The sequence below is a fragment of the Bacillus sp. P4_E1 genome (assembly GCF_056401715.1).
The window spans coordinates 47,769-70,980 of the sequence record NZ_JBFUIV010000017.1; the positions used below are offsets into that span (position 1 = coordinate 47,769).

The following is a 23,212-nucleotide window of genomic DNA, read 5'->3' on the forward strand; positions in this document are numbered from 1 at the left end:
GTTTAGAATCAGTATTTTTACAGTAGGTATATATTTTCTTTACAAAGCAGTGTTGCTAAAATCATTACGAATTATATATCCAAATATATGATGAAATGTAGACAGGAGAAAGAACTTAATACGAAGCGAACTTATTATTATGGAAATTACATTTTTTGCATATTAAAATAATGATAGGGAATAGATGAATTCATTCACTTCGGAGGTAGTTACTTGAACATTAACGAGAAGGCAATTGAAATGTTTGAACAAAATGAATATGTGGAAGCAATGGAACTGTTTCAACAAGCAGTACATGAATCTAGAGGTGTACAATCTCTCAATAATCTTGCTTGGATGTACTTTTATGAGGAAGAGAATGATGGTAAAGCTCTTGAATTAATAAAAGAAGCTGTTAAGTTGAATCCTTCCTCATACTTTCCTTATAACATCTTAGGGGAAATTTACATGAAACAAGAAAAGTGGGAAGAAGCGAAAGATGCATTACAAAAATCTATTTCGATTCAACCATCCGATGAAGCATATCACAATGTAGCTGTAGCTCATTATAATCTTGGAGAGTTGGAAAAAGCTTCGGAATTTTTCTTGCGAGTTGCAGGGGATTCAGACATTATAATGTATAACTATGTAAAGTGTTTAATTGATTTAGGGCGAAAAACAGAAGCGAAAGAGAAGTTGGATGCTTTTAACAGGAAATCTGATGATTTTGTAGGAGAAATTAATGTAGCAGATTTATATGTTGAGTTGAATTGCTATAAAGAAGCAATTGAATGGTTCGAAAAGGGATACAAAGAATACTGGAAAAGTCCCAATTGGATTGGTAGATTTGTTTATGCTCTATATAAAGCTAATAATTTCTCCCGTATAAATGAAGTTATACGGGAATCTATCGAAGCGAAGACAGCAGAAATAGAAGATGTTCAGAATGAAGAAGTAGAAGAAAATTGGACAGAAAACGATAAGAAAGAGTTAATTGAGGAATATATAGAAGAGAACAATTGTTATAAAAAAATGATAGAACGTATCGAATCTGGATATGTTCCAGGGTTAGAATTTGAAACTGATTATATAGGGGCTTGCTATTTATTTGGTTGTAAAAGACATAATCATCTTGAATATGAAAAATAAAAAGATTCGACTGTCAAATATGATGGTCGAATTTTTTATTATAGGCTGCTTGTCTAAAGGTACCATCTCAATTGTAATGTGTTAAAGATGTTTCGTCTCATTACATAGGTATATATCCTCTTTAGAGCTCCCTTTTTTAATATTTAAAATATGGAGTGAAATAAAACCAATAAGTCCTATTCCGCCGAAAATAAGCCATGGTGTATACATTCCGTTTAAGTTGGATGTAAAAGATGTACCGGTATAATTACCGATGATAAAACCAAATGCGAGTGATAGTTGATAAAATCCGAAGTAAGTAGCTGTATATGATTCGTTACTGTAATTTGCAATAGCGATATCAGCGTTAGGTAATACGAGTGTTTCACCGATTGTAAATAAAATTACACAAATAAATAGCCAATATGGGTGTTGAAATAAAGGAATGAGTAAAAAGGAAATACTCATTAATAAAACACCGTATTTAATAATCGAAAGTGTGTTGTATTTATGAAAAAGTTTTCGGAATAACACCATAAATATGACGCCTGTTATTGCATTTATCGTAATAACTAGTGTAGCAAGCTGGTTGCTATTACTAATGTTTTTCATATGAAGTGGAAGTGCGACAGTAAGCTGAGTAAACATAATATAGAAGAAAATCATAATAAATGAAAACAAAAGGAAAGATTTGTTTTGTAAGATAGCCTGTAGCCCTAATGTAATAGACGTGTTTTCAGTAGTGACTTGGAAGTGATTTTTAAGTAAGTAAAAGATAAAAGCGAATAGCAGCATAAGAGATCCTGTTAGAAAAAAAGCATAGATTGGATCGAGTAAGAGTAAGAACACTCCTGCAATTGGTCCGATTATTGCACCGCAATTAAAACTAAGGTTTAAATATGTAAATAAATTTTTTCTCATATGAGCTGGTTGTGAGCCGAATATGGCGCGCGCAGCAGGTTCGTAAAATGCAGTTCCGAAGCCAATAAGTGCAGAAGAAATAGAAATTGTATAGAAATCAGAGCATATTCCTAAAGCGATAAATCCGATTCCTCTTAAAAATAATCCGGCTATCATCATAATGATATAGCCTATTTTGTCAGCAATTAATCCTGAGAATAATGGGATAACTCGTGATGTGATTGTCATAATCGTCAACACTGTTCCTACTTGAACAGCAGAAAAATGAAGAAAGCTTAATAGATAAATAGCTAAAAATGCAAATACCGCAAAATAACCAAAAGACATAAAAAATGAAGAAATAAGCATGAAACGTATCGGTATTGAGAAACTTTTCATAGAACTCCTCCTAATATTGTAACCAGTAAAATTATTTAATGGTTAACTATTTTATATTATAATTATACATAAAGTCAGAAAAAAGTAAATTTTAAGAAGAAGGTGAATGGAATTGAATCAGAATGCACCACATGAATTAGAATATATTCGGGAATTTTTAAATACATGGAAAATACCAAACGATACGAGAGAGCTAATTGATTTGCTACAAACAGAAGGTGATATAAAGCAATTTATGAAAAAATATTTTCATGAAGAGTTTTCATTTCATACAATAGATGAATTAAAAAGTTTTCGAGAAGACATTCGGTTAACAATTGAAGGCGAAGGATCGTTGCAAAAATGGTTAGAAAAATACCCATTTCATGTACATATAAAGGGAAATATGAAAAGTGTTACATATGAACCGGTGCAAGAAGAGAATGTGTATACAAAAGTATTGAGTATTATGTTAACGGCGATTCAAGAAAATTTGTGGGGAAGGTTAAAAGCATGCCCAGATTGTCGCTGGGTATTTTATGATCATTCGCGTAATGGAAGTAAAAGATGGTGCGGTATGTATGCTGGGGAAGAAGGCGGAAGAGCGTGCGGTACGATTGCAAAAGTGAAAAATTACCGGGCGAAGAGAAAAGGGAGATCAGGTTATAATGTGTAATTTATATTAGGGGAAGAAAATTGGATGGGGGAATGTAGAATATGAAAGGTACACAAATGTTAGCTTTAAATAAAAAGTGTTGGGATACAGTTGCACCATATTTCTTTCAAGTAGATTGTTTACCGAAATATGGTCCTTATACAGCGTCTGAAGATGAGATTCATTTGTTCGATTCAATCAGAAATAAAAAGGTTCTTGATATTGGATGTGGAAGCGGGCATTCGTTGCAATATATGGCAGAACATGGGGCAGAGGAAGTATGGGGTCTTGATCTTTCAAGTGAACAAATTAAAACAGCGAATGAAACGTTAAAGAGTTGGAATCCAAAGTTAATATGCGGAGCAATGGAAGAAGAAGGAGATATTCCGAAAGGGTATTTTGATATTGTATATTCCATCTATGCATTAGGATGGACTTCAGATTTAGGAAAAACGTTGGAACTGATTTATTCATATGTAAAGCCAGGAGGAAGTTTTATTTTTAGCTGGGAGCACCCAGTATATTCGAATTTACAGTATGGTACAGAAGAAATTGCTTTAAAGTCTTCTTATCATGAGGAAACTCCTATTACGTTTGAAACATTTAAAGGAGAAAATGTACAAGCGACATTATATAAGAGAAAAATAAGTACATACATAAATGAGTTAAATAGAGTGGGATTTACAATTGAGAGAATAGAAGAGCCTGAACCGTCTCGTGTATTTGATGAAGAAGTAGCTACACCTTCTACGAAATATTATTGTTTATATAAAGCTAGAATGGTGCCAACTACTTTTATTATTAAGACGAGGAAATAACTTGCTAAAAATAAAGAAGCCTATCATTTTGAACAAATGAAATGATAGGCTTCTTTATTTTTAAAAAAGTGAGGTCAAAGATGTACTTTTCATATAAAAATGCATTTCATATAAAAAGTGTAATTATTTTGGGGAAGGGGGATTGTTGTGCGTCATCATAGAAAGTGCAAAAAATTCGGAGTGGCACTGCCTCTTCCGCTTGTGGGAGCAATTGGACCAACTGGAGGCTATGAAGGTCCAGTTGGTCCTCCAGGCATCACCGGTCCTACAGGGGCAAACGGGTCCACAAGGTCCTCCAGGGATACAAGGAATACAAGGTCCGCGAGGGACAACAGGAGCACAAGGAATACAAGGTGCCGTTGGTGATACTGGAGCGCAAGGGATTACTGGTCCAATTGGTTTACAAGGTTCTCAAGGATTAATTGGAAACCAAGGTCCAATTGGTGATATTGGAGTACAAGGACTAGAAGGGATACAAGGAGTGCAAAGCCCTACTGGTAGTCAAGGCTTACAAGGCCCGCAAGGAATACAAGGAGAAATAGGGGAGCGGGGACAAACGGGAGCACAAGGAATGCAAGGTGAGATGGGTGAAACTGGCATCTCTGGTGTAACGGGTTCACAAGGTTCCCAAGGAGCGAAAGGAATACAGGGAATTACTGGATCACAAGGCATAAGTGGAATAAAGGGGATAACAGGTGTGATAGGCCCGCAAGGTCCACAAGGTGCCACGGGAGCAACTGGAGTAATAGGTTCTCAAGGAATTCAAGGAGTGCAAGGTCCACAAGGAGTGACCGGCTCGACTGGACCGACAGGGATACAAGGAATAAGAGGAGTAACCGGTGCAACCGGTTCAACCGGAGTAACGGGTCCAACAGGTGCGACTGGCCTAACCGGCTCAACCGGAGCAACTGGATCACCTGCTATATCAACAGGTGGTGGGTATTTCTTTTCTACATCAACAAGTACAATTGCAGCAAATGCCAACATTCCAATTAATTCAGGATCCACTGTATATGGAACTGGTGTATCTTTAACTAGTGCTACAACTGTCACGGTATCCACACCAGGAATATATTTAGTAAGCTACTATTTCCAAGGGGACGCGACTGGTGGGAATGAGACTGTATCTGTTAGGTTACTATTAAATGGAACACAAATAACAGGGAGTTTTATACAAAACGTAACGACATCAACTGTAGTAATCGAACCAGCTATTTCAAATACACTTCTTGTGAATGTAGCGAGTGCAAATTCAACGTTAATATTACAAAATGGTCCATTAGGTGTTGGGCATGTGACCACTATTGCAGGAACAATTACGGCAAGTTTAAATGTGGTGAGGATATTATAAAAAGTATAGGGAATATAAAAAACACAAGGAATGTCTTTACAGACACACCTTGTGTTTTTTAATATTAAATAAACATTTTCTTTATCTTTTCGGTTGAAAAATATGCTGAAAGAAGTATTTGTGATGTAAGTTATCTACAACTTTATTTGCTTGATATGTGCGGTGTTGTTCGAGTCGAAGTCTTTGTTCCATCATTTTTATTGCGTGATCTGATAAACGTAACATTGTACCAGTCTCCTTTTCTATAAATATAGTTTTCTGATTGATATCGATTCCATATTTATAACTAAGGAGGCAAAGTGTGTAACATAGGCAAAAAGCACCTTCCTCTCCCATTACGCTTACGAGGTTAGCTGTCGGACTCGGGAAGTGAGAGTTTCCCTACTTGAAAAAGATTCGCCCCAAGTAGCATAGCTACAAAAATGGTTCCCCCGCTCCAAAATTTGGACTCAGCAAAAGGTTGTATAAAGTAAAAAATAACATAAATAAATAATTAAGTCAAACTATTTTGTGTTTTCTGTCTTTTAAGTTGCGTAAGAATCATGCCATCAGGTAGTGTTGTATCTGTTACTTCAATGAAGCTGTGTTTTTTATATAATGCGAGAGCTGGAGTATTGGCTTTACCTGTTTGTACAATGTATGTCATTGAAGACGAGAACATGTTAAATATATAAAGTAGCAGTTTCGTTGCGATTCCTTTTTGAAAAAAATCGGGCGATACAACTAATCTGTGGATATCGATTAGTTCTTCTTCTTGTATAAAAGAAATAAAGCCGACGAGTTTATTTTCAGAGAAATATCCATAGAATGTTTCATCACAATTTTGAATATCGTTTACAGTATCATATAAACGAGGTATTGCAGTACTGTTTAAAAAGTCTGCTTCAATTTTATAAGCTGGAATTTGAACATTTAAAATGGATGATGCTACTTCATAAGAAGTGGGAAGTAATTTATGAATCATAGATAATAACGCCTCCTTTAAATATGATATATTAATATAATTGATTTGTGGGTAAGTTTGACAATTTTTTTCTTTTTTGCATATAATATATGTATCTCCATACATAAAATGTTCGTAGGTATATTTCTATAGTAGGATATGGTTAGCGTAGATAAATACGTAATCTTATATAAGAGTTTAGCTACTCTTGTATTTGATAATACAAACTATAATAGAAATGAGGGACTAAAAATGGGATGGATTATTACATTAATAGTTGGTGCTATTATAGGTATAATTGCTAGTTCTATAACGGGTAAAAATTTTCCAGCTGGTATGTTTGGAAATATAATTGCTGGTTTACTAGGAGCTTGGTTAGGTAGTAGATTATTTGGATCTTTTGGGCCATCGTTTGGTGGGATTCATGTCGTACCAGCATTATTAGGTGCAATTGTGTTAATTCTTATTGTATCATTTGTAGTAAAAGCTGCAAGAAAATAAAGGCTATTACTGATTGTTTTATAAAGCCCTTTTAGGGCTTTTCCTAATTAGAGAGGTGGTACACTTGGAGAAAGTAAATATAAGAAAAAGAGATAAGTTGAAAAAGTTTTTTAAAGAACAAAATTATTTAGCTGTACTACTTGGATTCGCGTTGCTGTTTGTAAATATATTATTACTTACAAAAATATCATTCGTCTTTACACCGTTCGTCGTATTTTTAAAAACAATCTTTTTCCCAGTATTATTAGCGGGAGTACTATTTTATATATTGCATCCATTCGTTTCTCTTTTAGAAAGAAAAGGTGTGTCGAGAATTGTGTCAATTGCCTCGATATATATAATTGTTCTTGGATTATTTGTTTTTCTTGCGGTCACGGTTATTCCAATTATTAAAGATCAAGTAAATGCTTTAATAGATAACTTGCCATATTTCGGGCATGAAATCGAAAGGGCAGCACGTAAATTTGGAGAAAGTAATGTAATTGGTAGAATGCAGGAAAGTTTAAATATTGATTTTGCTAATATCGTAAAAGATTCTACAATGAACTTTACAAAATCATTATCATCAGTAACAGGAAATGTAACTGGATTTTTAAGTACAATTACTGAAGTTGTTTTAACATTTGTAATGGTTCCGTTTATTTTGTTCTATCTTTTAAAAGATGGTGAGCAATTACCGAATCATTTTTTAAAGTTTATATCTGAGCAAAGACAACCAGCTGCGAAGAGAATACTAGATGATATGCATTATGCGATTAGTTCGTATATTAGAGGACAAATTATTGTTAGTTTATTTATCGGTATTATGCTATTAATCGGTTATCTTATTATTGGTATTAAATATGCGGTACTACTTGCTATTTTAGCGATGATTGTAAATATCGTTCCGTACGTAGGACCAATCATTGCAATTACACCAGCTTTAATTATCGCATTTATCGACTCGCCATCAATGGTGTTAAAAGTAATTATCGTTATGATGATTGTACAATTAGCAGAAGGTAAATTTATTTCTCCGCAAGTCATGGGGAAAAAGTTAGATATTCACCCGATTACTATTATATTTATCATTTTAACTGCGGGAAATTTATTTGGAATTATGGGGATTATTTTAGCAATTCCAGGGTATGCGATATTAAAAGTTTTAGTTACGCACGGTTATAGATTTGTGAAGTTGAATACGTGAAAAAAGAGCTAAAACAGTTTTATCTGTTTTAGCTCTTTTTTATTAATAATTGATTTGCATATTAGGAGTACCGAGCTGTGCCATGACTGATCCATCAATAAATATCATACGTAGGCTTTTAATTCAACAATAGGTAGATTGCTTTCCTTTAGTTTGTAATCAAATATTATATCGTCCATGCGAAAATTCGCATCAACTTCAAGAGAAATGAAAGTACCTCCGATTTCTACTTGATTTCCGTTTTCAGTCTCAAAAGTGAGCGCACTGTCAAATGTTTCTATATACTCATCGCAGGTGTATAAATATATAGCAATAGGTGTGAAATGTATAATAACCCCTAAAGTATCATAGTCAGTCTGAATACTGTTCTTAAACTTACCAATTTTTTTAGTAAACCAACCCATAACTTCACCTCGTTTTTGTATTGTAAATAAATTCTCTATATATTGATTATATATTGTATGGGATAAATCAGTAATAATTATTGTTAAAATTCTTAAGTCTCCACTGAGTGTTAAAAACAAGGGGTTAATTATGGTTAAAGGATCCAAGAATGAAAATCTCTGTTATAAAATCAGAAAATTCAGGTTTATATTAAGGTGAAATGTGATAAACTGTAAAAAATAACTAAAAAGCAATGAAAGAGAAGAGTACATATTCACAACTTTTTAGAGAGCTGATATTTGGTGGGAATCAGTAAGTGATGAATATGGAATGGGCTCTGGAGCTTCTAGCTGAAATGAGTAGGCGAAGACGGTTACTTCACGTTAAGAAGTTGAAGTGAGCTATAATATAGCTAATTAAGGTGGTACCGCGGGAGTCTCTCGTCCTTTTTTTAGGATGAGGGGCTCTTTTTATTTTGAGAAAGGAGGAGTTAGGATGAGCGAGAAAATTATGTTAACAGGAATTAAACCAACAGGTTACCCGCATTTAGGAAATTATATTGGTGCAATTAAACCTGCATTGCAAATGTCAAAAAATAATGAAGGAAAAGCATTGTACTTTATAGCTGATTATCATGCGTTAAATGCTGTGCATGATCCAGCAAAGTTCAGTAGTTATACGAAAGAGGTAGCTGCTACTTGGTTATCACTTGGGCTTGGAGAAGATGTTATTTTTTACCGACAAACGGAAGTGCCGGAAATTCTAGAATTAGCTTGGATATTAGCTTGTCTAACTCCGAAAGGGCTTATGAACCGTGCCCATGCGTATAAGGCGAAGGTAGAGCAAAATAAAGAAGCGGGATTAGAAATTGATGCAGGTGTGAATATGGGATTATATACGTATCCGATTTTAATGGCAGCTGACATATTACTATTTCAAGCTACTCATGTACCAGTTGGAAAAGACCAAATTCAGCATATTGAAATTGCGCGTGATATTGCGGCGTACTTTAATCATACATTCGGCACGACATTTACGCTTCCAGAGTATGTGATACAAGAAGAGGGAGCGATTTTACCTGGTCTTGATGGAAGAAAAATGAGTAAAAGTTACGGAAATGTGATCCCGTTATTTGCAGAGCAAGAAAAGCTACGAAAGTTAATATTTAAAATCAAAACCGATTCTTCACTTCCGAATGAACCGAAAGAACTGGAAACGTTATTTATAATTTATAAAGAAATTGCGACAGAAGATGAAATGCAGTCGATGCGTGAAAAGTATGAGACCGGAATTGGTTGGGGAGATGTGAAAAAAGAGTTGTTTCGCGTTTTAGACCGTGAATTAGCCGGACCTCGTGAGAAATATGAGATGTATATGAATGAGCCGCATTTATTATATGAAGCGTTAGAGAGAGGTGCTGAGAGGGCACGAGCTATCGCAAAGGTAAATTTAGCGGAAATTAAAAAACGAATTGGATTTGAGAGGGGACGCTGAGTGTTCCCTTGTTTTTTTATAAAAAAATCGAACGGAATTTAAATTTGTTACCAATATAGATTAAGGGAGGGATAGAAATGGATGCAATTCTCGAATTAAAAATGTTGTTATTTCAAATAGGAACAGAAATTATACCACCTAGTAATCTAAAAGGAAAAATTTTAATTCAAGTTAATCTAATGGAGGAAATAGCATTTAATAATGTTGAGGTGAATAAAGATGAGTGAAATTGTGTTAGCAGTTCAAGGTTTAAGTAAGACTTATGAGAGTGTAGATACAAATGTTAGAGCCTTACAAAATGTATCTTTGGAGTTAAATAAAGGAGAACTTCTTGCTGTAATGGGGACGAGTGGGTCTGGGAAGAGTACATTACTTAATATACTTGGTGCTTTAGACAAGCCTGATGAGGGAGTCGTATATGTAAATGGTGAAGGCCCTAAAAATATGTTTGTTGAACCATATGCGACGGAGTACAGGCGGGATAACATAGGATTCATATTTCAGGCATTTCATTTATTAAAGGATTTATCTGTAGAAGAGAATATTGCGTTACCCCTCATATTATCAGCTGATTCAGAAGAGGAGATACGAGAAAAAACAAATAAAATATTAGATGTTCTTGGTTTAGTAAATTGGAGAAATCATCGACCAGTTCAGCTTTCTGGGGGGCAACAACAACGTGTTGCAATTGGTAGGGCGTTAATAACATCTCCTCCAATTGTTCTTGCAGATGAGCCTACTGGAAATTTAGATTTCAATACGTCTAATGATATTTTACGAGTATTGGTCGATATGAAACAAAGATTCAATCAAAGTATGATTCTTGTTACTCATGATCCTCACATTGCTACGTATGCAGATCGGGTTCTTTTCTTTCATGATGGAGAAGTTGTTGATGATTATACGTGTTCTCATGGAGTAAATGATATAAATATCATTTTAGATAAATTTAAAAGATTAATGGAGAAATCAAAATGATAAAATCAGTACGAGGATTAGGTTTACGCTTTTTTAAGACGAATAAATTTACTGCTATCTCCTCTATAGTTAGCGTTATGTTGGCTGTTTCTCTAATTGTTACGATGATTGTATTTTCGAGCCATGCGAAACAGTCTGTTATAAATGAAGTTAAAAATTTATATGGAGATATGGATTTATCTGTTGGATATAACCCTGATCAAAATAAATTGATGGATAAATCTTTACTACAAAATATTAAGGAACAAGAAAATATTGAATACATGTCAAAAGTATTAGTAAATCATTTGCAAGTGAATAAATTGAATACAGCTATTTATACAGTAGGTGTTCAAAATGATTCGTTATCTAAAAGTCGATATCACTTCTCTAAAAATCTATCGAATGAGGAAGTAACATTAAATCATGGATTAGCGGAAACTTTACAAGTAAAAGTTGGAGAAAAGATTGAAATAGAAAATAAATCTTATGTAGTAAAAGAAGTTTTACCTGATATAGAAGCTGGAGGTTCAGCTCCAGATATACTTGTTTTATCGGAAGGTGCAGTGAAACAGCACGTATATGAAAAAACGGGTAAATACAATGAGGCTACTTATGTGTTGATAAAAGCAAAAGCGAATGCAGATGTACTAGCATTGTCTAGTCAAATTCATAAAATAGACAAAGAATTAAGAATCGATATTGCGGAGGAAGACGAGTTTTTAAAAAGTAACTTAGCGTCATTACATATTTTTATAGTTGTTTTATCTGTATTAATACTTATTATTACTTCGTTATTATTAATGTCTAATTTTGAAGTGTTTTTATATAAATATAAAAGCCAATTTGCTATTATGCGATCAATGGGAGCAACAACGAAACAAATGTTTAAAGTTATATTTATTCAATGTAGTGTAATTAATTTCTTTGGTGGAATATTTGGTTTGTTACTAGCTGTAATAAGTAACCGTTTTTTACAAAGTTGGCTAGAGCATTTATTTGATTTTCAAATTAATTCGATGAGTTTTGACTTTAAAATAGCAATTGTAACAATGATTTGTAGTATCTTTTTCATCGAACTGTTTATGTTATATCCGTCATACAGAAGTTCGAAAATATTGCCAGTAAAGCTTATGCGTGAAAATGAAGAATCCGACTTTTCTAATAAAAAAACACGCAGTATTATGGGGAAATTCCTTTTAATTAGTAGCATGTTTTTAACTGTTTTAGGTGGATTTGTAGCAAATACTGGAGATATGCAGGCGATAGTGATAGTAATAGGATCTATATTTCTTGTTTTAGGAGTGTATGTTTTATTTCCTATTTATCTTTCTTCGATATTAGAATTATGCCTACCTATGATGAAAAAAATATTTGGAAGGAACACATTTGTTGCGATTAAAAATGTAATTCCGCAAGTAAGGAAAAATACATTTGTTATCTTAATGATAAGTACGATGATGGTGATAGTTGTCTTTGGTTCCACTATTTTTAAAACAATGCAGAAAAATAATGAAAGATATTTAAAACGAGAATTTCCAACACATATTGTTGTGGAAAATCGTTTGAATAATGATTTAACCATTACCTCACCTCATATACAAAATATATTTAAAGAAATAAGTAGTATAAAAGGAGCTAGTACAATTAGTACGAACTCACTGGCAGAATTAAAGCAAGGTAAAAATTATATTACTTTTGACTATAATTTAGGTGATTTAAAGGAAATGGAAAAGCAAGGATTACTGCCAGAAGTACCTGCAAATTTGGAGAATAGTATAATTGTTACAGAAGAGTTAGCGGGACGGTATAAACTTCATGTAGGCGATATCGTTCAATTAGGTCTATTTTCAGAACAGGAACAAAAAGTTAGAGCGACTAGTAAGGTAGAAGTTGGGTTAATTGTTAACGAGCTACCGAATTCTCCTTCGGTACTCATGGATTGGAGTAATGTAACATATAAACAAGATTATACAGTTTTTGAGCGTGCATTTATTAGCTCAAATAATGAGAGAGAGACGTTGGAACAATTAAAGAAATTGAAAGGTCAATATCCACAATTAAAAATAAGTAGTTATACTCAATCGTTAAAACAATCTAATTTAATGTTTCAGCAAAGGTGGTCCATCTTCATCGTTGTTATTGTAGTAATTTTGCTTAGTGTAACATTAGGGGTGTGTAATACACTTATAAATAATATTCAATCTAAAAGAAAAGAGTTTGCTATTTTACGAGCAATAACAGTTAATAAAAAGGGTATTGTACAAATTATTTTGACGCAAGTTAATTTATATGTACTTATTGGAATCATACTAGGGGTTGTTATAGGAATATTATTAACCTATATGGTAAGTATAATAGATCGTACACCTTTATTTTTTGATTTCAAACTTATCGTAACGGTAATAGCGGGGATGTTCGGAATAGTCCTTATTATTTTTATCCCTTTTGCTAATAAAATAGGAAAAAGGGATATTGTACAAGAGTTAAATAAGGATAATAAATAAAAATATAGTCAAGATGAATTCCATCTTGGCTATATTAATAGTTCAATTCGACTTCCGAAAGTCAGTAATAATCTTCTCAATAACAGGAGGGAGATTACTAGGTAATTCATCAAGTGAAAAGAAGCGCAGTTCTTTCGATTCCGTTTGATCGCATACAAGCTCACCGTGTACTTGATCGCCGTTTGGATAGATTTGAAAGAAATCAGGTCCTGAGTATGTACGGAATAGTTCTGGATTTTTAATGATAAGTCCAGTTTCTTCATATACTTCTCGTTGTAAAGCGTCTTCTAACGTTTCGTTATATTCTAAGGCGCCACCAATAATACCCCAGCGGTTAAAATCTGTACGGAGCTGCAGTAATATTTCATTTTTCTCATTTAATATAATGGCGTGTGATCCGATTAAAATGAGTGGATGATTTCCTACTAGATTTCTCATGTCTTCAATATAGCCCATAATTCTTCTCCTTATATTTAATAATAATTAGGCAGTTCTTTTAACATTTTTTCTGTTTTACGTGCTGTAAATGCTAAGTTATGATCATCTTTTGTTCTAAAAAATAATGTGCGTAAAAAGATTTTAATGTTTGCGCATAAAATACAATACTCATTAAGGGAAAGGCGTTTTCTAATTTGAGGAAGCCTTTTTATTTTTTTATAAATAATTGAAATTAACTCATCTTGCGGGAAGTCATGATATAGCATAGATAGTAACGGTGTAACAATTCGTTCATCTTCATTATTATGAAAAAGATCCGATGGGATGAAAATTTTATTTAATAAACAATGAATTAATTCCTCGTACCATTCAAAGGTCGTATAGGAATTGTGAACAATTTCAGAAAAGGCATCAGATACGTGGGCAAGACAATGAGCCCATCCTTTATTTTCAATATAGCCTCGAAAATCCATTTCTAAGTTTGTGTATGTAATGAGTTTGTTTTTTATTTCTTCGATATCCTCCTCTGTAAAAAAGTAGTGCGAGTTAGCGAATTGGAGTATTAATGCAAGTAACGAAACAGTATAAGAACGTGTGAAAACCCCATCTGTAAGTGGGGAGTGAATGTCACAATATAAATACTCATCACTTAAACAAGTTTGTAGAAGTAATTTCAGTTGATCGTCCATAAGGAATTCATGATGAATGAAATGTGCAAAACATTTATATATAAGTTGGTAACGAACGTAACTATCAGTTGTTCCGATATACTGAAGCATATTGAGCGTTAACTCATTAATATCTATATGTTGCAGTTGCGTATAGTCATTTTGTTGTATAAGCTCTAACTGTTGTTGCAATGCTGTAATATCCAATGGAGAACCTCCTCCGCACTTTAAAGATGCAATGTTTTCTAGTATTCTATATATTCAAGGACAATCCTGCTCATGCAAGGAGAACAAGTAGAAATTCGAGTATGACATAGATGAGGGAAGTATATGATGACTATAGAACAGTTAGAAAAACATTTTAAAATAAGAAAAAATGCTTCTTCTATAATGATAAAAGAAAATGATGCAGAGGTTTTTACAGAAGAGCAATTAGAAGAGATAATGCAATATTGCGTTGCTGAAGCTGAAAAAGATGGAATAGAAGAATTGCAATTTGAAATTTCTTCAAAAAGCCCAAATTATGATGTGTATAAGAAGTGTTTCGAAACGTATTCATTTGAATATATTACTGAAAACATGATTGTATTTAAGGATATATATGAAGTAGAAGATATAGAAAGTGAAATTGATTTTAAGCTTATTGAAGAGATAGGCGAAGCCGCTTTTTATTCACTGTGGAATGAAGTGACGGGAGAACAAATCGATTATGATCAATTTGTAAATACGATGCTACAAGAAATAGGTGGGCAATGGAAAGAACATTGTTTAACAGCAAGTATCGATGAAGAGCCAATAGGAATTGTAATCCCGCATATTGAAAGAGGTACGTTAGAAGAAGGAAAACTTATGTATTTCGCAGTCGCCCCAAATATGCGAAATACAGGGTATGAAGCAGCATTCTTTACAGGGGCAATGTTTGTCTTAAAAGAAATAGGTGCATCTTATTATATTGGCGAGACAAATGTACAAAACGAGTGGATGAAGGATGTCTTTGAAAAGAACGGATGTCAGCAGCTGAGCTCTACTGAGCGATATGTGAGAAGGTTTTAGAAGGATGGATGGCTTACTCTCTCGAACTCATTTAGCGGGAATCCATGTACAAATTTTGAACAAGTAAAAGAACTTTTTGCATGTTTGTAAGATAAAAAGAAAAATCGAAACGACAAAGTAAGCTTTCCTATAATACAATAGAGAAGGATTAGACTATACGAAGAAAGCGTTGGTGAAAGTATGAAGCAGCAAAGAAATTGGCTACAAGCAACTGTAGAACGAAATGAAGATAATACGTTACATATAAAGTGGGAAAATAATATAGAAGAAGTTCGTATTTATTGGAGTACTTCACCAGATCATATTGAAGAAAATGGAGAATTACTTGTAACAGTAAGTGGGGATGCATGTACAATTGAAAACCCGAGTGAAAATGAGCGTCCATATTTTAGATTAGTAGGAAGTAATGGACAAGCAGTGACAGTAGCTGAGCGTAGATTACCATTACAAGGTGCGTTTAACTTCCGTGATATGGGAGGATATGAAACGACTGAAGGCCGTAAAGTAAAATGGGGTAAATTGTATCGTTCTGAAGAATTAGCAGGATTAACAGAATGGGATATCGAGTATTTACAGAAGTCGGGCTTAAAGTTAATTTGTGATTACCGTACAGATTTTGAAGTGAAGCATAAGCCGAACCCAAGTGTTACAGGTGCTCGTCAAGTGTGCTTACCAGTTATGCAAGACTTGGCGAAAGACTTGAATATAAATGAATTTTTCCAAGTTGGTGACCTTTCTATGTTAGGGAAACCAGGCGAGTATCTTGTGAAAATGAATCAAGATTTCGTAAGTGGTAATGAAGCATTCGTGAGCTTCTTAAACTTAGCACAAAACCCGGAAAACTTACCGTTAGTAAACCACTGTACAGCTGGAAAAGACCGTACAGGATTTGGCTCAGCATTATTATTACTTTTACTAGGTGTACCGGAAAAAACAGTAATGGAAGACTACTTACTAAGTAACAGTTTCCGTGAAAAGTTAAATGAAAAAATGATGGCCTTTTTAGGTGCGAAATTACAGAACGACGAAAGTAGAGCAATATTAGGTGCAATGTTTGAAGCACGTGCTGAGTATTTACAAGCTGCGATTGATGAAGTTAAAAAGCAATATGGATCAGTTGAAGTATACGCTGAAAAAGCTCTTGGCTTTACGAAAGAATCGTTAGAGGAAATGAAAGTGTTATTGCTAGAAGATAAAGTGAAACTTTAATCGGTGAGGGGGGGTCATCCCCACTGATTATTAGCCTTCACCAATCGGACTGCCCGTTAATGCGGGATAAATAATGAGGAGGGAGGCTGATTGGATTAGCCTCCTTTTATTATTGTTGCTATAATTAAGCTATGAGAAAATAGGAATTGAGGCGAACATCATGAAATACAAAGTAATACTATTCGACGTAGACGATACATTATTAGATTTCCCTGAAACAGAAAGAAACGCATTACATAACGCGTTTGTACAATTTGGCATGCCTACAGGGTATAATGATTATCTTGCAAGTTATAAAGAGATTAGTAATGGATTATGGAGAGATTTAGAGAATAAAATGATTACGCTAAGTGAATTAGCGGTAGATCGATTTAGACAATTATTTGCTCTTCATAATATAGAAGTAGACGCGCAGCATTTTAGTGACGTATACCTTGAAAACTTAGGAAAAGAAGTACATCTTATAGATGGTGCAGTGCAATTATGTGAGAACCTTCAAGATTGCAAGTTAGGTATCATTACGAATGGATATACAAAAGTGCAACAATCTAGAATTGGAAATTCCCCTTTATGTAACTTCTTTGATCATATTATTATTTCTGAAGAAGTCGGCCATCAAAAACCAGCGCGTGAGATTTTTGATTATGCTTTTGAGAAGTTTGGGATTACGGATAAATCAAGTGTACTAATGGTTGGAGATTCGCTAACTTCTGATATGAAAGGCGGAGAAGATTACGGTATTGATACGTGTTGGTATAATCCGGGTCTGAAAGAAAATACGGCAGGCGTTAAGCCGACCTATGAAGTGGAGAACCTGCTACAAATTTTAGAAATTGCGGAAGTGGCGGAAGAAAAGGTAGCTTCATTTTAATAGAGTTAAGATTTTTCGATTAGTTGATATATATTAAGTTACGGTAGATATATTTGAAAAATCGTTCATATAAGTTCATATACTATGATATGGAACAAAAAAAGATGGTACCAAGTCAAAATAATTTTACTGAAAGAAAACAGAAATAACACTAAATAATATATTTAGCTGTTTGTAATTGGTCATTACAAACAGCTAAAAAAAACGATTGCCTCTTAGGATTCAAGCAATCGTTTTTTTATTTTTTTCGGAGATGAAATTTGTATTTTTATACCCTATCTCCATCAAGTTTAAAAAATGTTTGTTCCCCAGTAATGAAAAAAATGAATTTAATTCTCATAAATAACTGTAAAGTGGTAAAAATTTCGTTTTGGGTGTAATTTAAAATCTTAAGTTAATGGGCATGGGGTGGAACCCTTTCCTTGTTTAGACCGGATATCCGCCTGTTGGCGGTGGCCAAGCACTAAATAATCTGCGAATCAGCACAATTTCTCCTAAATGGTAGGAGTTATGAGATGCAATATTCCGTAGAACACCGCCAGGGGTTTCACCAGGCCATTCCTCCAATGTTTTGTCCAATTGAACAGTTTGGGCGATCGTGCATGCCTGTTCAATCCCTTGAAGAAAATACTGAATAATCTGTTGCCACTCTTCCTCACTGCCAGGGCATTCTTCTTCAGGCCAGCTCTCTTTTACATGGGCAGGCAATGCAGGCTTCTTCCCCTGAGCGGATAATAAGAGAAAATCTTGCCAATAGGTCATGTGTTTCACTAATTGATAAATAGAATAAGGCAGTTCCTCTCTGCGTTTTCCCGCAAGCGCCACGTCTATATCCGACAAAGCATTCTTGATGGGAAGATGTCCTCGTTCCCCTCTTAACGATTTTACTAATGCCTGGCTAAACGCTTTATTTGATTGCTCCATAATAACTGACTCCCATCCTGTTTTATTTTCTAATTTGCTGATTTTATGATTCCGTCTTTTTTATATGTACTAAATAAATTATAGAAGCTTTACGACTATTAAGAGAAAGTAAAATAAGGCAAGAATCACTGACTTCTTAACGTACAGGAAATCGTAGGTTTTTATTTAATTAGTACCTTAATGTACAATTGTATTAACAGATAAATCAAAGGTTCGAATGACAACATTCAGGTCTGCGTTAATATCAGCCACTTTTGATTTTAGCTTTTCCGATCCCTCCTGAATTTTATCCAATTGATTTTATTGTGAATGAACTATGAGTTGATTATAATAATTAGAGTGAACTCTAAGTCAAGAAAAAAATAATAAAAGGATAGTTATTCTATTATGAGGGAGTTCGCGAAGCAAAAATAGCGCTACTATACTAAGGTCATTCACGTTTTATAATGCGATAATTAAATATTTATATATACATAGTTTCTCAGAGTGATGCGATGTCATGTATGAGCTGTGTAACAACTAGAGGTGAGTGAAGGATGTTAATGTTTTTATTTGAGTTAGACAAGGCTATCCCGCAGAAGGATGAGCCACGGTATGCCGCTTATGCAAATGGCTTTATTGAAGGGGATTTAACGATTCGCGTGAGTGACAGCGTATTTTTTCAGAAGTCATGCATGAAGGTTGCAGAGCTTGGCATTTATTTAGGACAGTGGATGGAACAAGTGCAACATGGGCAGAAAGAACAATTGAATTATGAAACGAGTGACCGTGAGGAAGTAATTCTCGGATTCGTATATGAAGAGGAAGATCAGTGGAGAGTTTTTTCCAGTTGGCAGCAATTTGAAATTCAAGAGCGTATATCAACTACAACATTAGTAGAGAGCGTTCAACGCTATTTATATGAGCTAAATAAGGAACTGCGCGCGATAGGATATCCTGTGACGTTTGATCAGTACTTAAGAGGAGAGCGAATGATGCAGCTTTCTTATAAACGACTGTGTGATAGTAAAGCGGATACGACTTCAATAGAGGTTTACAATGGAAGCGAAGGAGTAGGCGCAGTACGGGGCTATTATAAAAATACGTTGATGAAAGTGCTAGACTTCATTCCGAAAGTCGGTAGTAATATCATTTATGAAATAAAGGATAGTAAGAACAATATTCGCGTCATTGCAAAGGATGTAAGTAGGCAGCGTCAAAGAAGGATTTTAGTAACGTACATCGATAATAATGATGCAGAGAATGAAATACTTGTATGTGACGGAAAGTTATTAGATGCAAATTTCTTATTTACTTTTACATATAAGACAGAAGAATATGTTGTTCACAAAATTTCAATTGGGCTTGGAAAATTATTACGAAACGGCTATGTAATCGCAGATTGGAATATTCGTCTTGAGGAAGATATGTATTATATCGAGATGGATGTATATGATGAGGATTATATAGAGGATCAATACTTACTGTTAGGTGTATTTCATGCGGTTTTGTATGGGTGATAAATGAAAAGTACTGGTATTCTTCATGGGAAGGATACCGGTATTTTTTATGTGGTTCTGGTGTGAAGATTGCATTTTGTCGCTTTTCTTTTTTTAGGAATTTACAGTTATAACATCTCGTATTTTGTTTATAATTGTAAATAGTTATTAAAATGTATAAATGTTATTTCTTTTTTAATAAATAAAAAATATAAAAAGGAAAAATAATGCAACTTTATAACACGCTTATTCGTGTTATATATGAAAGGAGGAGGGGGATGGAAATTGAAGAAATATATAAGGTTTATATAAACGATGTGTACCGGTATTTATTTTCCCTTTCTCGTAGCCATCACGTAGCGGAGGACTTGATGCAGGAGACTTTTTATCGGGCGTATCTTTATCTAGAAGACTATGAAAACCAAAAGGTAAAATCATGGCTTTTTAAAGTGGCATATCATACGTTTATTGATTTTGTAAGGAAAGAGAAAAAAGTATCTTTTGTAGGAACGGAGGAATTAGAGACAATACAAGCAGGGGAATCTACAGAAGAGTATGTAGTCGCAAAAAATAGTTATGAAAAATTAATTCAGATTATTCATACTTTACCAGTGGTAGAGGCACAAGCTATTTTATTATGTGACGTACATCAATTAACGTACGAAGAGGGTGCTACTGTATTAGATTTAAAGGTAAATACTTATAAAAGTCACATATTCGTGGGAGAAAGAGATTAAAAGAATTGTTAAAGGAGGAAAAGAGTCAAAATGACAAATGATAAACCTCATTCTGAACAAGATGATTATAAAGAATTGTTACAAGAAGCTCTTCATCAAAGACCAGATTCACTTCCTGATGGAAAACAGCAGCAAGTGTTGAAAATAGGTAAAAAAAGAGCTCGAATTACGAATGTGTTGATTGTATTTACTTTTTTATTACTTATTCAACCTATTTTATATATATCTACACTTTTATATTATACATTGGCACCTACAAACGCGATGGAGATACGGAATGTAGTAAATCAAACATTAAGTGTAACAGAACCTAATGTATTTATGAAAGAAAGGGACATGGAGCAAACATTGTTACCGCTTAGTTTACAATTGCATTTTGATTTGTATAAAAGGGTAGGAAAGAAAGATATTCGAATAGGAGAAGAGAAAACAGATTATTTATTAAGTAGAGCAACGAAAGTAAGCCGTGAATATACAACAGATGAAAAAATTCCGGAAGTCCCATATATAGATAACGAGGTATTATCTCATCCTAATAATTATAATGTGTCTTATAATAGTAGCGAGGAAGCTCAGGTATTAAAAGGTCTTCCACAAGAATCTGTTGTAGAAGCATATGTATCTTTTAGAGAATTATTAAGTGTACAAGAGGTAACGGATACGTTTCCTACTATTGATATTGTTTGGTATGCCGTGAATACAGGATTAGAGGAGACGCAAAAGAATGATGAGGGTCAGTATGTTGCCCCAATCGGTTTTCCAGCAGATATGATTTCAAGTCCAAGTGGTCCTTTTTTAAGTGACTCACCTCATGAGGAACAATTTATTGATGTTTTAAAGTCATTACAGAAGCATGAAAATTTAGCAGTGAAGCTATCTAGAGCGAAAGTATTAGAGTTGTCACAGCGTATTTCTTTCCTTGAAAAAAATGGGATAAAAACATACGGGGCAGTTGTAACTGGACCTAAAGGAGAAGTTGAAAAATTGATGAGCCATGAAAAAGTTAGAAACTTGAAAGTAGGTGAAGCGAGATTATGGAATTGGCATTCTTAAAAAAAAGAAAGAATCGTATTTATAAACAGGAAACGTGGATGGGTATTATTTCATTAATTATTGCCTTTCTAGCGTTATTGTATTTGAACATTACATTGCTTATTCAAGAAACATTTATAGGCGAAGGTTTTCGAGAAATAGTTGGAGCTGGATTGATGTGTTCAGTCGTAGGCATGCTCACAAAAAGCAAAAGTCGAAAATATGCATTGTGGGCATGTAGTTTATGTGTTTTTATGTTACTGTTTGCTGTATTTGGATTTATGTTAGGTTGGATGATAAGCTTTACGCCATAAATATGTGGAAAAGAGCGAATGTAGATTCGCTCTTTTTTAATGTGTAAAAAGTAAACTAGATAAGAGAAGAACCTATCAAATTTGAAAGGAGAGCACTATGCATCTAGGCTGTGGTTTTGTTGATATGTTTTCCGCTCACGATTCAGTATTATATATTAAACTTGGTGCCCTTTATTAATCCTCAAAAATAAAAACCTCATCAATCGTACTATGTAGTGCCCTCGCTATAACGTGAGCAAGCTGTAAGGAAGGGTTATACTTTCCTTTTTCGAGATGGCTAATCGTTTCACGACGTACACCAACCTTTTTCGCTAAATCTTCCTGCGTCATATGTACTTTGGCACGGTATTCTTTTATCTTCGTTACGAACGCCATGGTGCATCTTCCATTTCATCAACTGGTTTATCGTAAAAGAAGATAGAGAATCCGAATGTAAGAATGAGTGTGCTGAAAATAAGAGCAATATCAATCTCTTGTAGTGTAGGATTCGGAAATAACATTTCAATAAAGATAATGATAGCGGTAGTTAATAACGTAATGATAAAGGCGTTGCGGCAAGATTTATTGACGATTTGTTCAAACAGTTCATCGTGTTGAACCGTTCTATACGTCGTGAAAAAGGAGAAGAAACAGAACAGAGTAAACAATCCTTTTTCATAAAAAAATCCGAGAAACCCAAAGAAACCGAGAAATCCTAAATATTTAATCCAAGTCGTTTTCATGATAGATTCTCCTTTCGATGTTAGAAATAAAGTGAAACTTTAATCAGTGGGGGGTGTTCATCCCCCACTGATTATTAGCCTTCACCAATCGGGCGTTTACGGGCAGCAGGGCTCCCACCTAACTTCTTTGCTCCAGCCGAAATTTGAGGTGGGAGTCTTACTGCCAGTTAATGCGGGATAAATCACTATATGTTATAAATATATCACATATGGAAATTCATAGTAATAATAGTTTTGCGATTTATTTCATAATAATAGTAAAAAAGGTTAAATATTCTGTAAAATGAAAAGGGAAATATCGTAAAATGGATGTAAGGAGGGGGAGGACGAAATGTTAACTGGGATAATGATCGTTATATTACTTGTAGTTATTACTGTAATTGGAACGGTGTTAATTGGGCGAAATGGTGATGCGAATTATAGTAAAGCGACAAAAGGAAATATTAAACGACTTACGATGATTTATATAATACTAGCTGTTGTTTTAATTGTTGGATTAGGAGTTTATATTTATTTTAAAGGTTAAAAAAACTGAAAAATGTAAAAATCTAAAAATATAAGTATGCTATAATGTTAATATAGTTA

General features: G+C 34.0%; 25 protein-coding genes, 2 pseudogenes, 1 riboswitch and 1 other annotated feature. Of the genes and pseudogenes, 18 read left to right on the plus strand and 9 right to left on the minus strand.

All coding sequences use genetic code 11. The annotated features are described in order from the left end of the window. The first annotated feature begins 213 nt into the window (after window positions 1-213). Window positions 214-1,128 (plus strand): tetratricopeptide repeat protein, encoded by a 915-nt coding sequence (locus AC1DS7_RS21315; protein ID WP_002033348.1) that lies wholly within the window; start codon window positions 214-216, stop codon window positions 1,126-1,128. Between the two features lie 81 nt (window positions 1,129-1,209). Here the strand turns inward: AC1DS7_RS21315 and AC1DS7_RS21320 are convergent, their stop codons facing one another. After that, entirely contained in the window at window positions 1,210-2,406 is a 1,197-nt protein-coding gene (locus AC1DS7_RS21320) for an MDR family MFS transporter (RefSeq protein WP_016100968.1), read from the minus strand. Between the two features lie 112 nt (window positions 2,407-2,518). Here AC1DS7_RS21320 and AC1DS7_RS21325 point away from each other — a divergent pair, with 112 nt between their 5' ends. From AC1DS7_RS21325 to AC1DS7_RS21335, 3 genes and pseudogenes are all read left to right on the plus strand, one after another. After that, a complete protein-coding gene (locus tag AC1DS7_RS21325; protein ID WP_476999201.1) occupies window positions 2,519-3,061 on the plus strand; it encodes a CGNR zinc finger domain-containing protein in 543 nt (180 codons plus the stop codon). 41 nt (window positions 3,062-3,102) lie between these two features. Continuing rightward, window positions 3,103-3,858, plus strand: a complete 756-nt coding sequence (locus tag AC1DS7_RS21330) for a class I SAM-dependent methyltransferase (RefSeq protein ID WP_002033352.1) — start codon at window positions 3,103-3,105, stop codon at window positions 3,856-3,858. Between the two features lie 204 nt (window positions 3,859-4,062). Further along, window positions 4,063-5,209: pseudogene (locus tag AC1DS7_RS21335) on the plus strand (collagen-like domain-containing protein); the annotation flags it as partial. 81 nt (window positions 5,210-5,290) lie between these two features. Here AC1DS7_RS21335 and AC1DS7_RS21340 read toward each other — a convergent pair. Then, a complete protein-coding gene (locus AC1DS7_RS21340; RefSeq protein WP_000945246.1) occupies window positions 5,291-5,434 on the minus strand; it encodes a hypothetical protein in 144 nt (47 codons plus the stop codon). Window positions 5,435-5,531: 97 nt separating this feature from the next. Then, window positions 5,532-5,674, minus strand: a riboswitch (cyclic di-AMP (ydaO/yuaA leader). Between the two features lie 28 nt (window positions 5,675-5,702). Then, window positions 5,703-6,173: a GNAT family N-acetyltransferase gene (locus AC1DS7_RS21345; RefSeq protein ID WP_016100973.1), complete on the minus strand. Its 471-nt coding sequence runs from the start codon at window positions 6,171-6,173 to the stop codon at window positions 5,703-5,705. A gap of 231 nt (window positions 6,174-6,404) precedes the next feature. Here AC1DS7_RS21345 and AC1DS7_RS21350 point away from each other — a divergent pair, with 231 nt between their 5' ends. Then, the gene (locus AC1DS7_RS21350; RefSeq protein WP_002033357.1) at window positions 6,405-6,653 is read left to right on the plus strand and encodes a GlsB/YeaQ/YmgE family stress response membrane protein; all 249 of its coding nucleotides are present in this window, start codon (window positions 6,405-6,407) and stop codon (window positions 6,651-6,653) included. Window positions 6,654-6,717: 64 nt separating this feature from the next. Continuing rightward, window positions 6,718-7,839 (plus strand): AI-2E family transporter, encoded by a 1,122-nt coding sequence (locus AC1DS7_RS21355; protein WP_002033358.1) that lies wholly within the window; start codon window positions 6,718-6,720, stop codon window positions 7,837-7,839. A gap of 104 nt (window positions 7,840-7,943) precedes the next feature. Here AC1DS7_RS21355 and AC1DS7_RS21360 read toward each other — a convergent pair whose 3' ends face one another. Then, a complete protein-coding gene (locus tag AC1DS7_RS21360; protein ID WP_033715025.1) occupies window positions 7,944-8,243 on the minus strand; it encodes a hypothetical protein in 300 nt (99 codons plus the stop codon). A gap of 224 nt (window positions 8,244-8,467) precedes the next feature. Beyond that, window positions 8,468-8,674: a binding site (T-box leader), on the plus strand. 5 nt (window positions 8,675-8,679) lie between these two features. Here AC1DS7_RS21360 and AC1DS7_RS21365 point away from each other — a divergent pair. From AC1DS7_RS21365 to AC1DS7_RS21380, 4 genes are all read left to right on the plus strand, one after another. Then, a complete protein-coding gene (locus tag AC1DS7_RS21365) occupies window positions 8,680-9,717 on the plus strand; it encodes a tryptophan--tRNA ligase (RefSeq protein ID WP_080118264.1) in 1,038 nt (345 codons plus the stop codon). 77 nt (window positions 9,718-9,794) lie between these two features. After that, window positions 9,795-9,944: a hypothetical protein gene (locus AC1DS7_RS21370; protein WP_016100976.1), complete on the plus strand. Its 150-nt coding sequence runs from the start codon at window positions 9,795-9,797 to the stop codon at window positions 9,942-9,944. After that, on the plus strand, window positions 9,937-10,695 hold the full coding sequence (locus AC1DS7_RS21375; RefSeq protein WP_016100977.1) for an ABC transporter ATP-binding protein: 759 nt from the start codon (window positions 9,937-9,939) through the stop codon (window positions 10,693-10,695). Before AC1DS7_RS21370 ends, AC1DS7_RS21375 begins: the two co-directional genes overlap by 8 nt. Beyond that, window positions 10,692-13,181, plus strand: a complete 2,490-nt coding sequence (locus tag AC1DS7_RS21380) for an FtsX-like permease family protein (RefSeq protein WP_016100978.1) — start codon at window positions 10,692-10,694, stop codon at window positions 13,179-13,181. The genes AC1DS7_RS21375 and AC1DS7_RS21380 overlap by 4 nt, the downstream gene beginning before the upstream one ends. A 42-nt stretch (window positions 13,182-13,223) precedes the next feature. Here AC1DS7_RS21380 and AC1DS7_RS21385 read toward each other — a convergent pair whose 3' ends face one another. Together AC1DS7_RS21385 and AC1DS7_RS21390 are read right to left on the minus strand one after the other, a co-directional pair. Then, a complete protein-coding gene (locus AC1DS7_RS21385) occupies window positions 13,224-13,637 on the minus strand; it encodes an NUDIX hydrolase (protein WP_016100979.1) in 414 nt (137 codons plus the stop codon). Window positions 13,638-13,654: 17 nt separating this feature from the next. After that, window positions 13,655-14,494, minus strand: a complete 840-nt coding sequence (locus tag AC1DS7_RS21390) for a DUF2785 domain-containing protein (protein WP_002013997.1) — start codon at window positions 14,492-14,494, stop codon at window positions 13,655-13,657. 123 nt (window positions 14,495-14,617) lie between these two features. Between AC1DS7_RS21390 and AC1DS7_RS21395 the strand changes: the two genes are divergently transcribed. The 3 genes from AC1DS7_RS21395 (at window position 14,618) to AC1DS7_RS21405 (ending at window position 17,420) form a co-directional block, all read left to right on the plus strand. Further along, the gene (locus AC1DS7_RS21395; protein ID WP_476999187.1) at window positions 14,618-15,340 is read left to right on the plus strand and encodes a GNAT family N-acetyltransferase; all 723 of its coding nucleotides are present in this window, start codon (window positions 14,618-14,620) and stop codon (window positions 15,338-15,340) included. A gap of 180 nt (window positions 15,341-15,520) precedes the next feature. Then, complete coding sequence (locus AC1DS7_RS21400; RefSeq protein ID WP_476999188.1) at window positions 15,521-16,549, plus strand: tyrosine-protein phosphatase; 1,029 nt, start codon at window positions 15,521-15,523, stop codon at window positions 16,547-16,549. 160 nt (window positions 16,550-16,709) lie between these two features. Further along, window positions 16,710-17,420: a YjjG family noncanonical pyrimidine nucleotidase gene (locus tag AC1DS7_RS21405; protein WP_016100982.1), complete on the plus strand. Its 711-nt coding sequence runs from the start codon at window positions 16,710-16,712 to the stop codon at window positions 17,418-17,420. A gap of 426 nt (window positions 17,421-17,846) precedes the next feature. Here AC1DS7_RS21405 and AC1DS7_RS21410 read toward each other — a convergent pair whose 3' ends face one another. Continuing rightward, a complete protein-coding gene (locus AC1DS7_RS21410; RefSeq protein WP_002013992.1) occupies window positions 17,847-18,344 on the minus strand; it encodes a DinB family protein in 498 nt (165 codons plus the stop codon). 536 nt (window positions 18,345-18,880) lie between these two features. On the opposite strand from AC1DS7_RS21410, the gene AC1DS7_RS21415 reads away from it, so the two are divergent. The 4 genes and pseudogenes from AC1DS7_RS21415 to AC1DS7_RS21430 all read left to right on the plus strand — a co-directional run bounded on the left by AC1DS7_RS21415 (window position 18,881) and on the right by AC1DS7_RS21430 (window position 21,905). Next, window positions 18,881-19,843 (plus strand): tubby C-terminal domain-like protein, encoded by a 963-nt coding sequence (locus tag AC1DS7_RS21415; protein ID WP_016100985.1) that lies wholly within the window; start codon window positions 18,881-18,883, stop codon window positions 19,841-19,843. 257 nt (window positions 19,844-20,100) lie between these two features. Next, window positions 20,101-20,600, plus strand: a pseudogene (locus AC1DS7_RS21420) (sigma-70 family RNA polymerase sigma factor). Further along, a complete protein-coding gene (locus tag AC1DS7_RS21425) occupies window positions 20,590-21,612 on the plus strand; it encodes an anti-sigma factor (RefSeq protein ID WP_063217592.1) in 1,023 nt (340 codons plus the stop codon). The pseudogene AC1DS7_RS21420 and the gene AC1DS7_RS21425 overlap by 11 nt, the downstream one beginning before the upstream one ends. Next, on the plus strand, window positions 21,594-21,905 hold the full coding sequence (locus AC1DS7_RS21430) for a hypothetical protein (protein WP_061689148.1): 312 nt from the start codon (window positions 21,594-21,596) through the stop codon (window positions 21,903-21,905). Before AC1DS7_RS21425 ends, AC1DS7_RS21430 begins: the two co-directional genes overlap by 19 nt. 174 nt (window positions 21,906-22,079) lie before the next feature. Here AC1DS7_RS21430 and AC1DS7_RS21435 read toward each other — a convergent pair whose 3' ends face one another. Together AC1DS7_RS21435 and AC1DS7_RS21440 are read right to left on the minus strand one after the other, a co-directional pair. Then, a complete protein-coding gene (locus AC1DS7_RS21435; protein WP_476999189.1) occupies window positions 22,080-22,280 on the minus strand; it encodes a helix-turn-helix transcriptional regulator in 201 nt (66 codons plus the stop codon). Next, entirely contained in the window at window positions 22,268-22,627 is a 360-nt protein-coding gene (locus tag AC1DS7_RS21440; RefSeq protein ID WP_476999190.1) for a DUF3796 domain-containing protein, read from the minus strand. Before AC1DS7_RS21440 ends, AC1DS7_RS21435 begins: the two co-directional genes overlap by 13 nt. A 331-nt stretch (window positions 22,628-22,958) precedes the next feature. On the opposite strand from AC1DS7_RS21440, the gene AC1DS7_RS21445 reads away from it, so the two are divergent. Further along, complete coding sequence (locus tag AC1DS7_RS21445) at window positions 22,959-23,153, plus strand: hypothetical protein (RefSeq protein ID WP_002142517.1); 195 nt, start codon at window positions 22,959-22,961, stop codon at window positions 23,151-23,153. Window positions 23,154-23,212 lie beyond the last annotated feature (59 nt).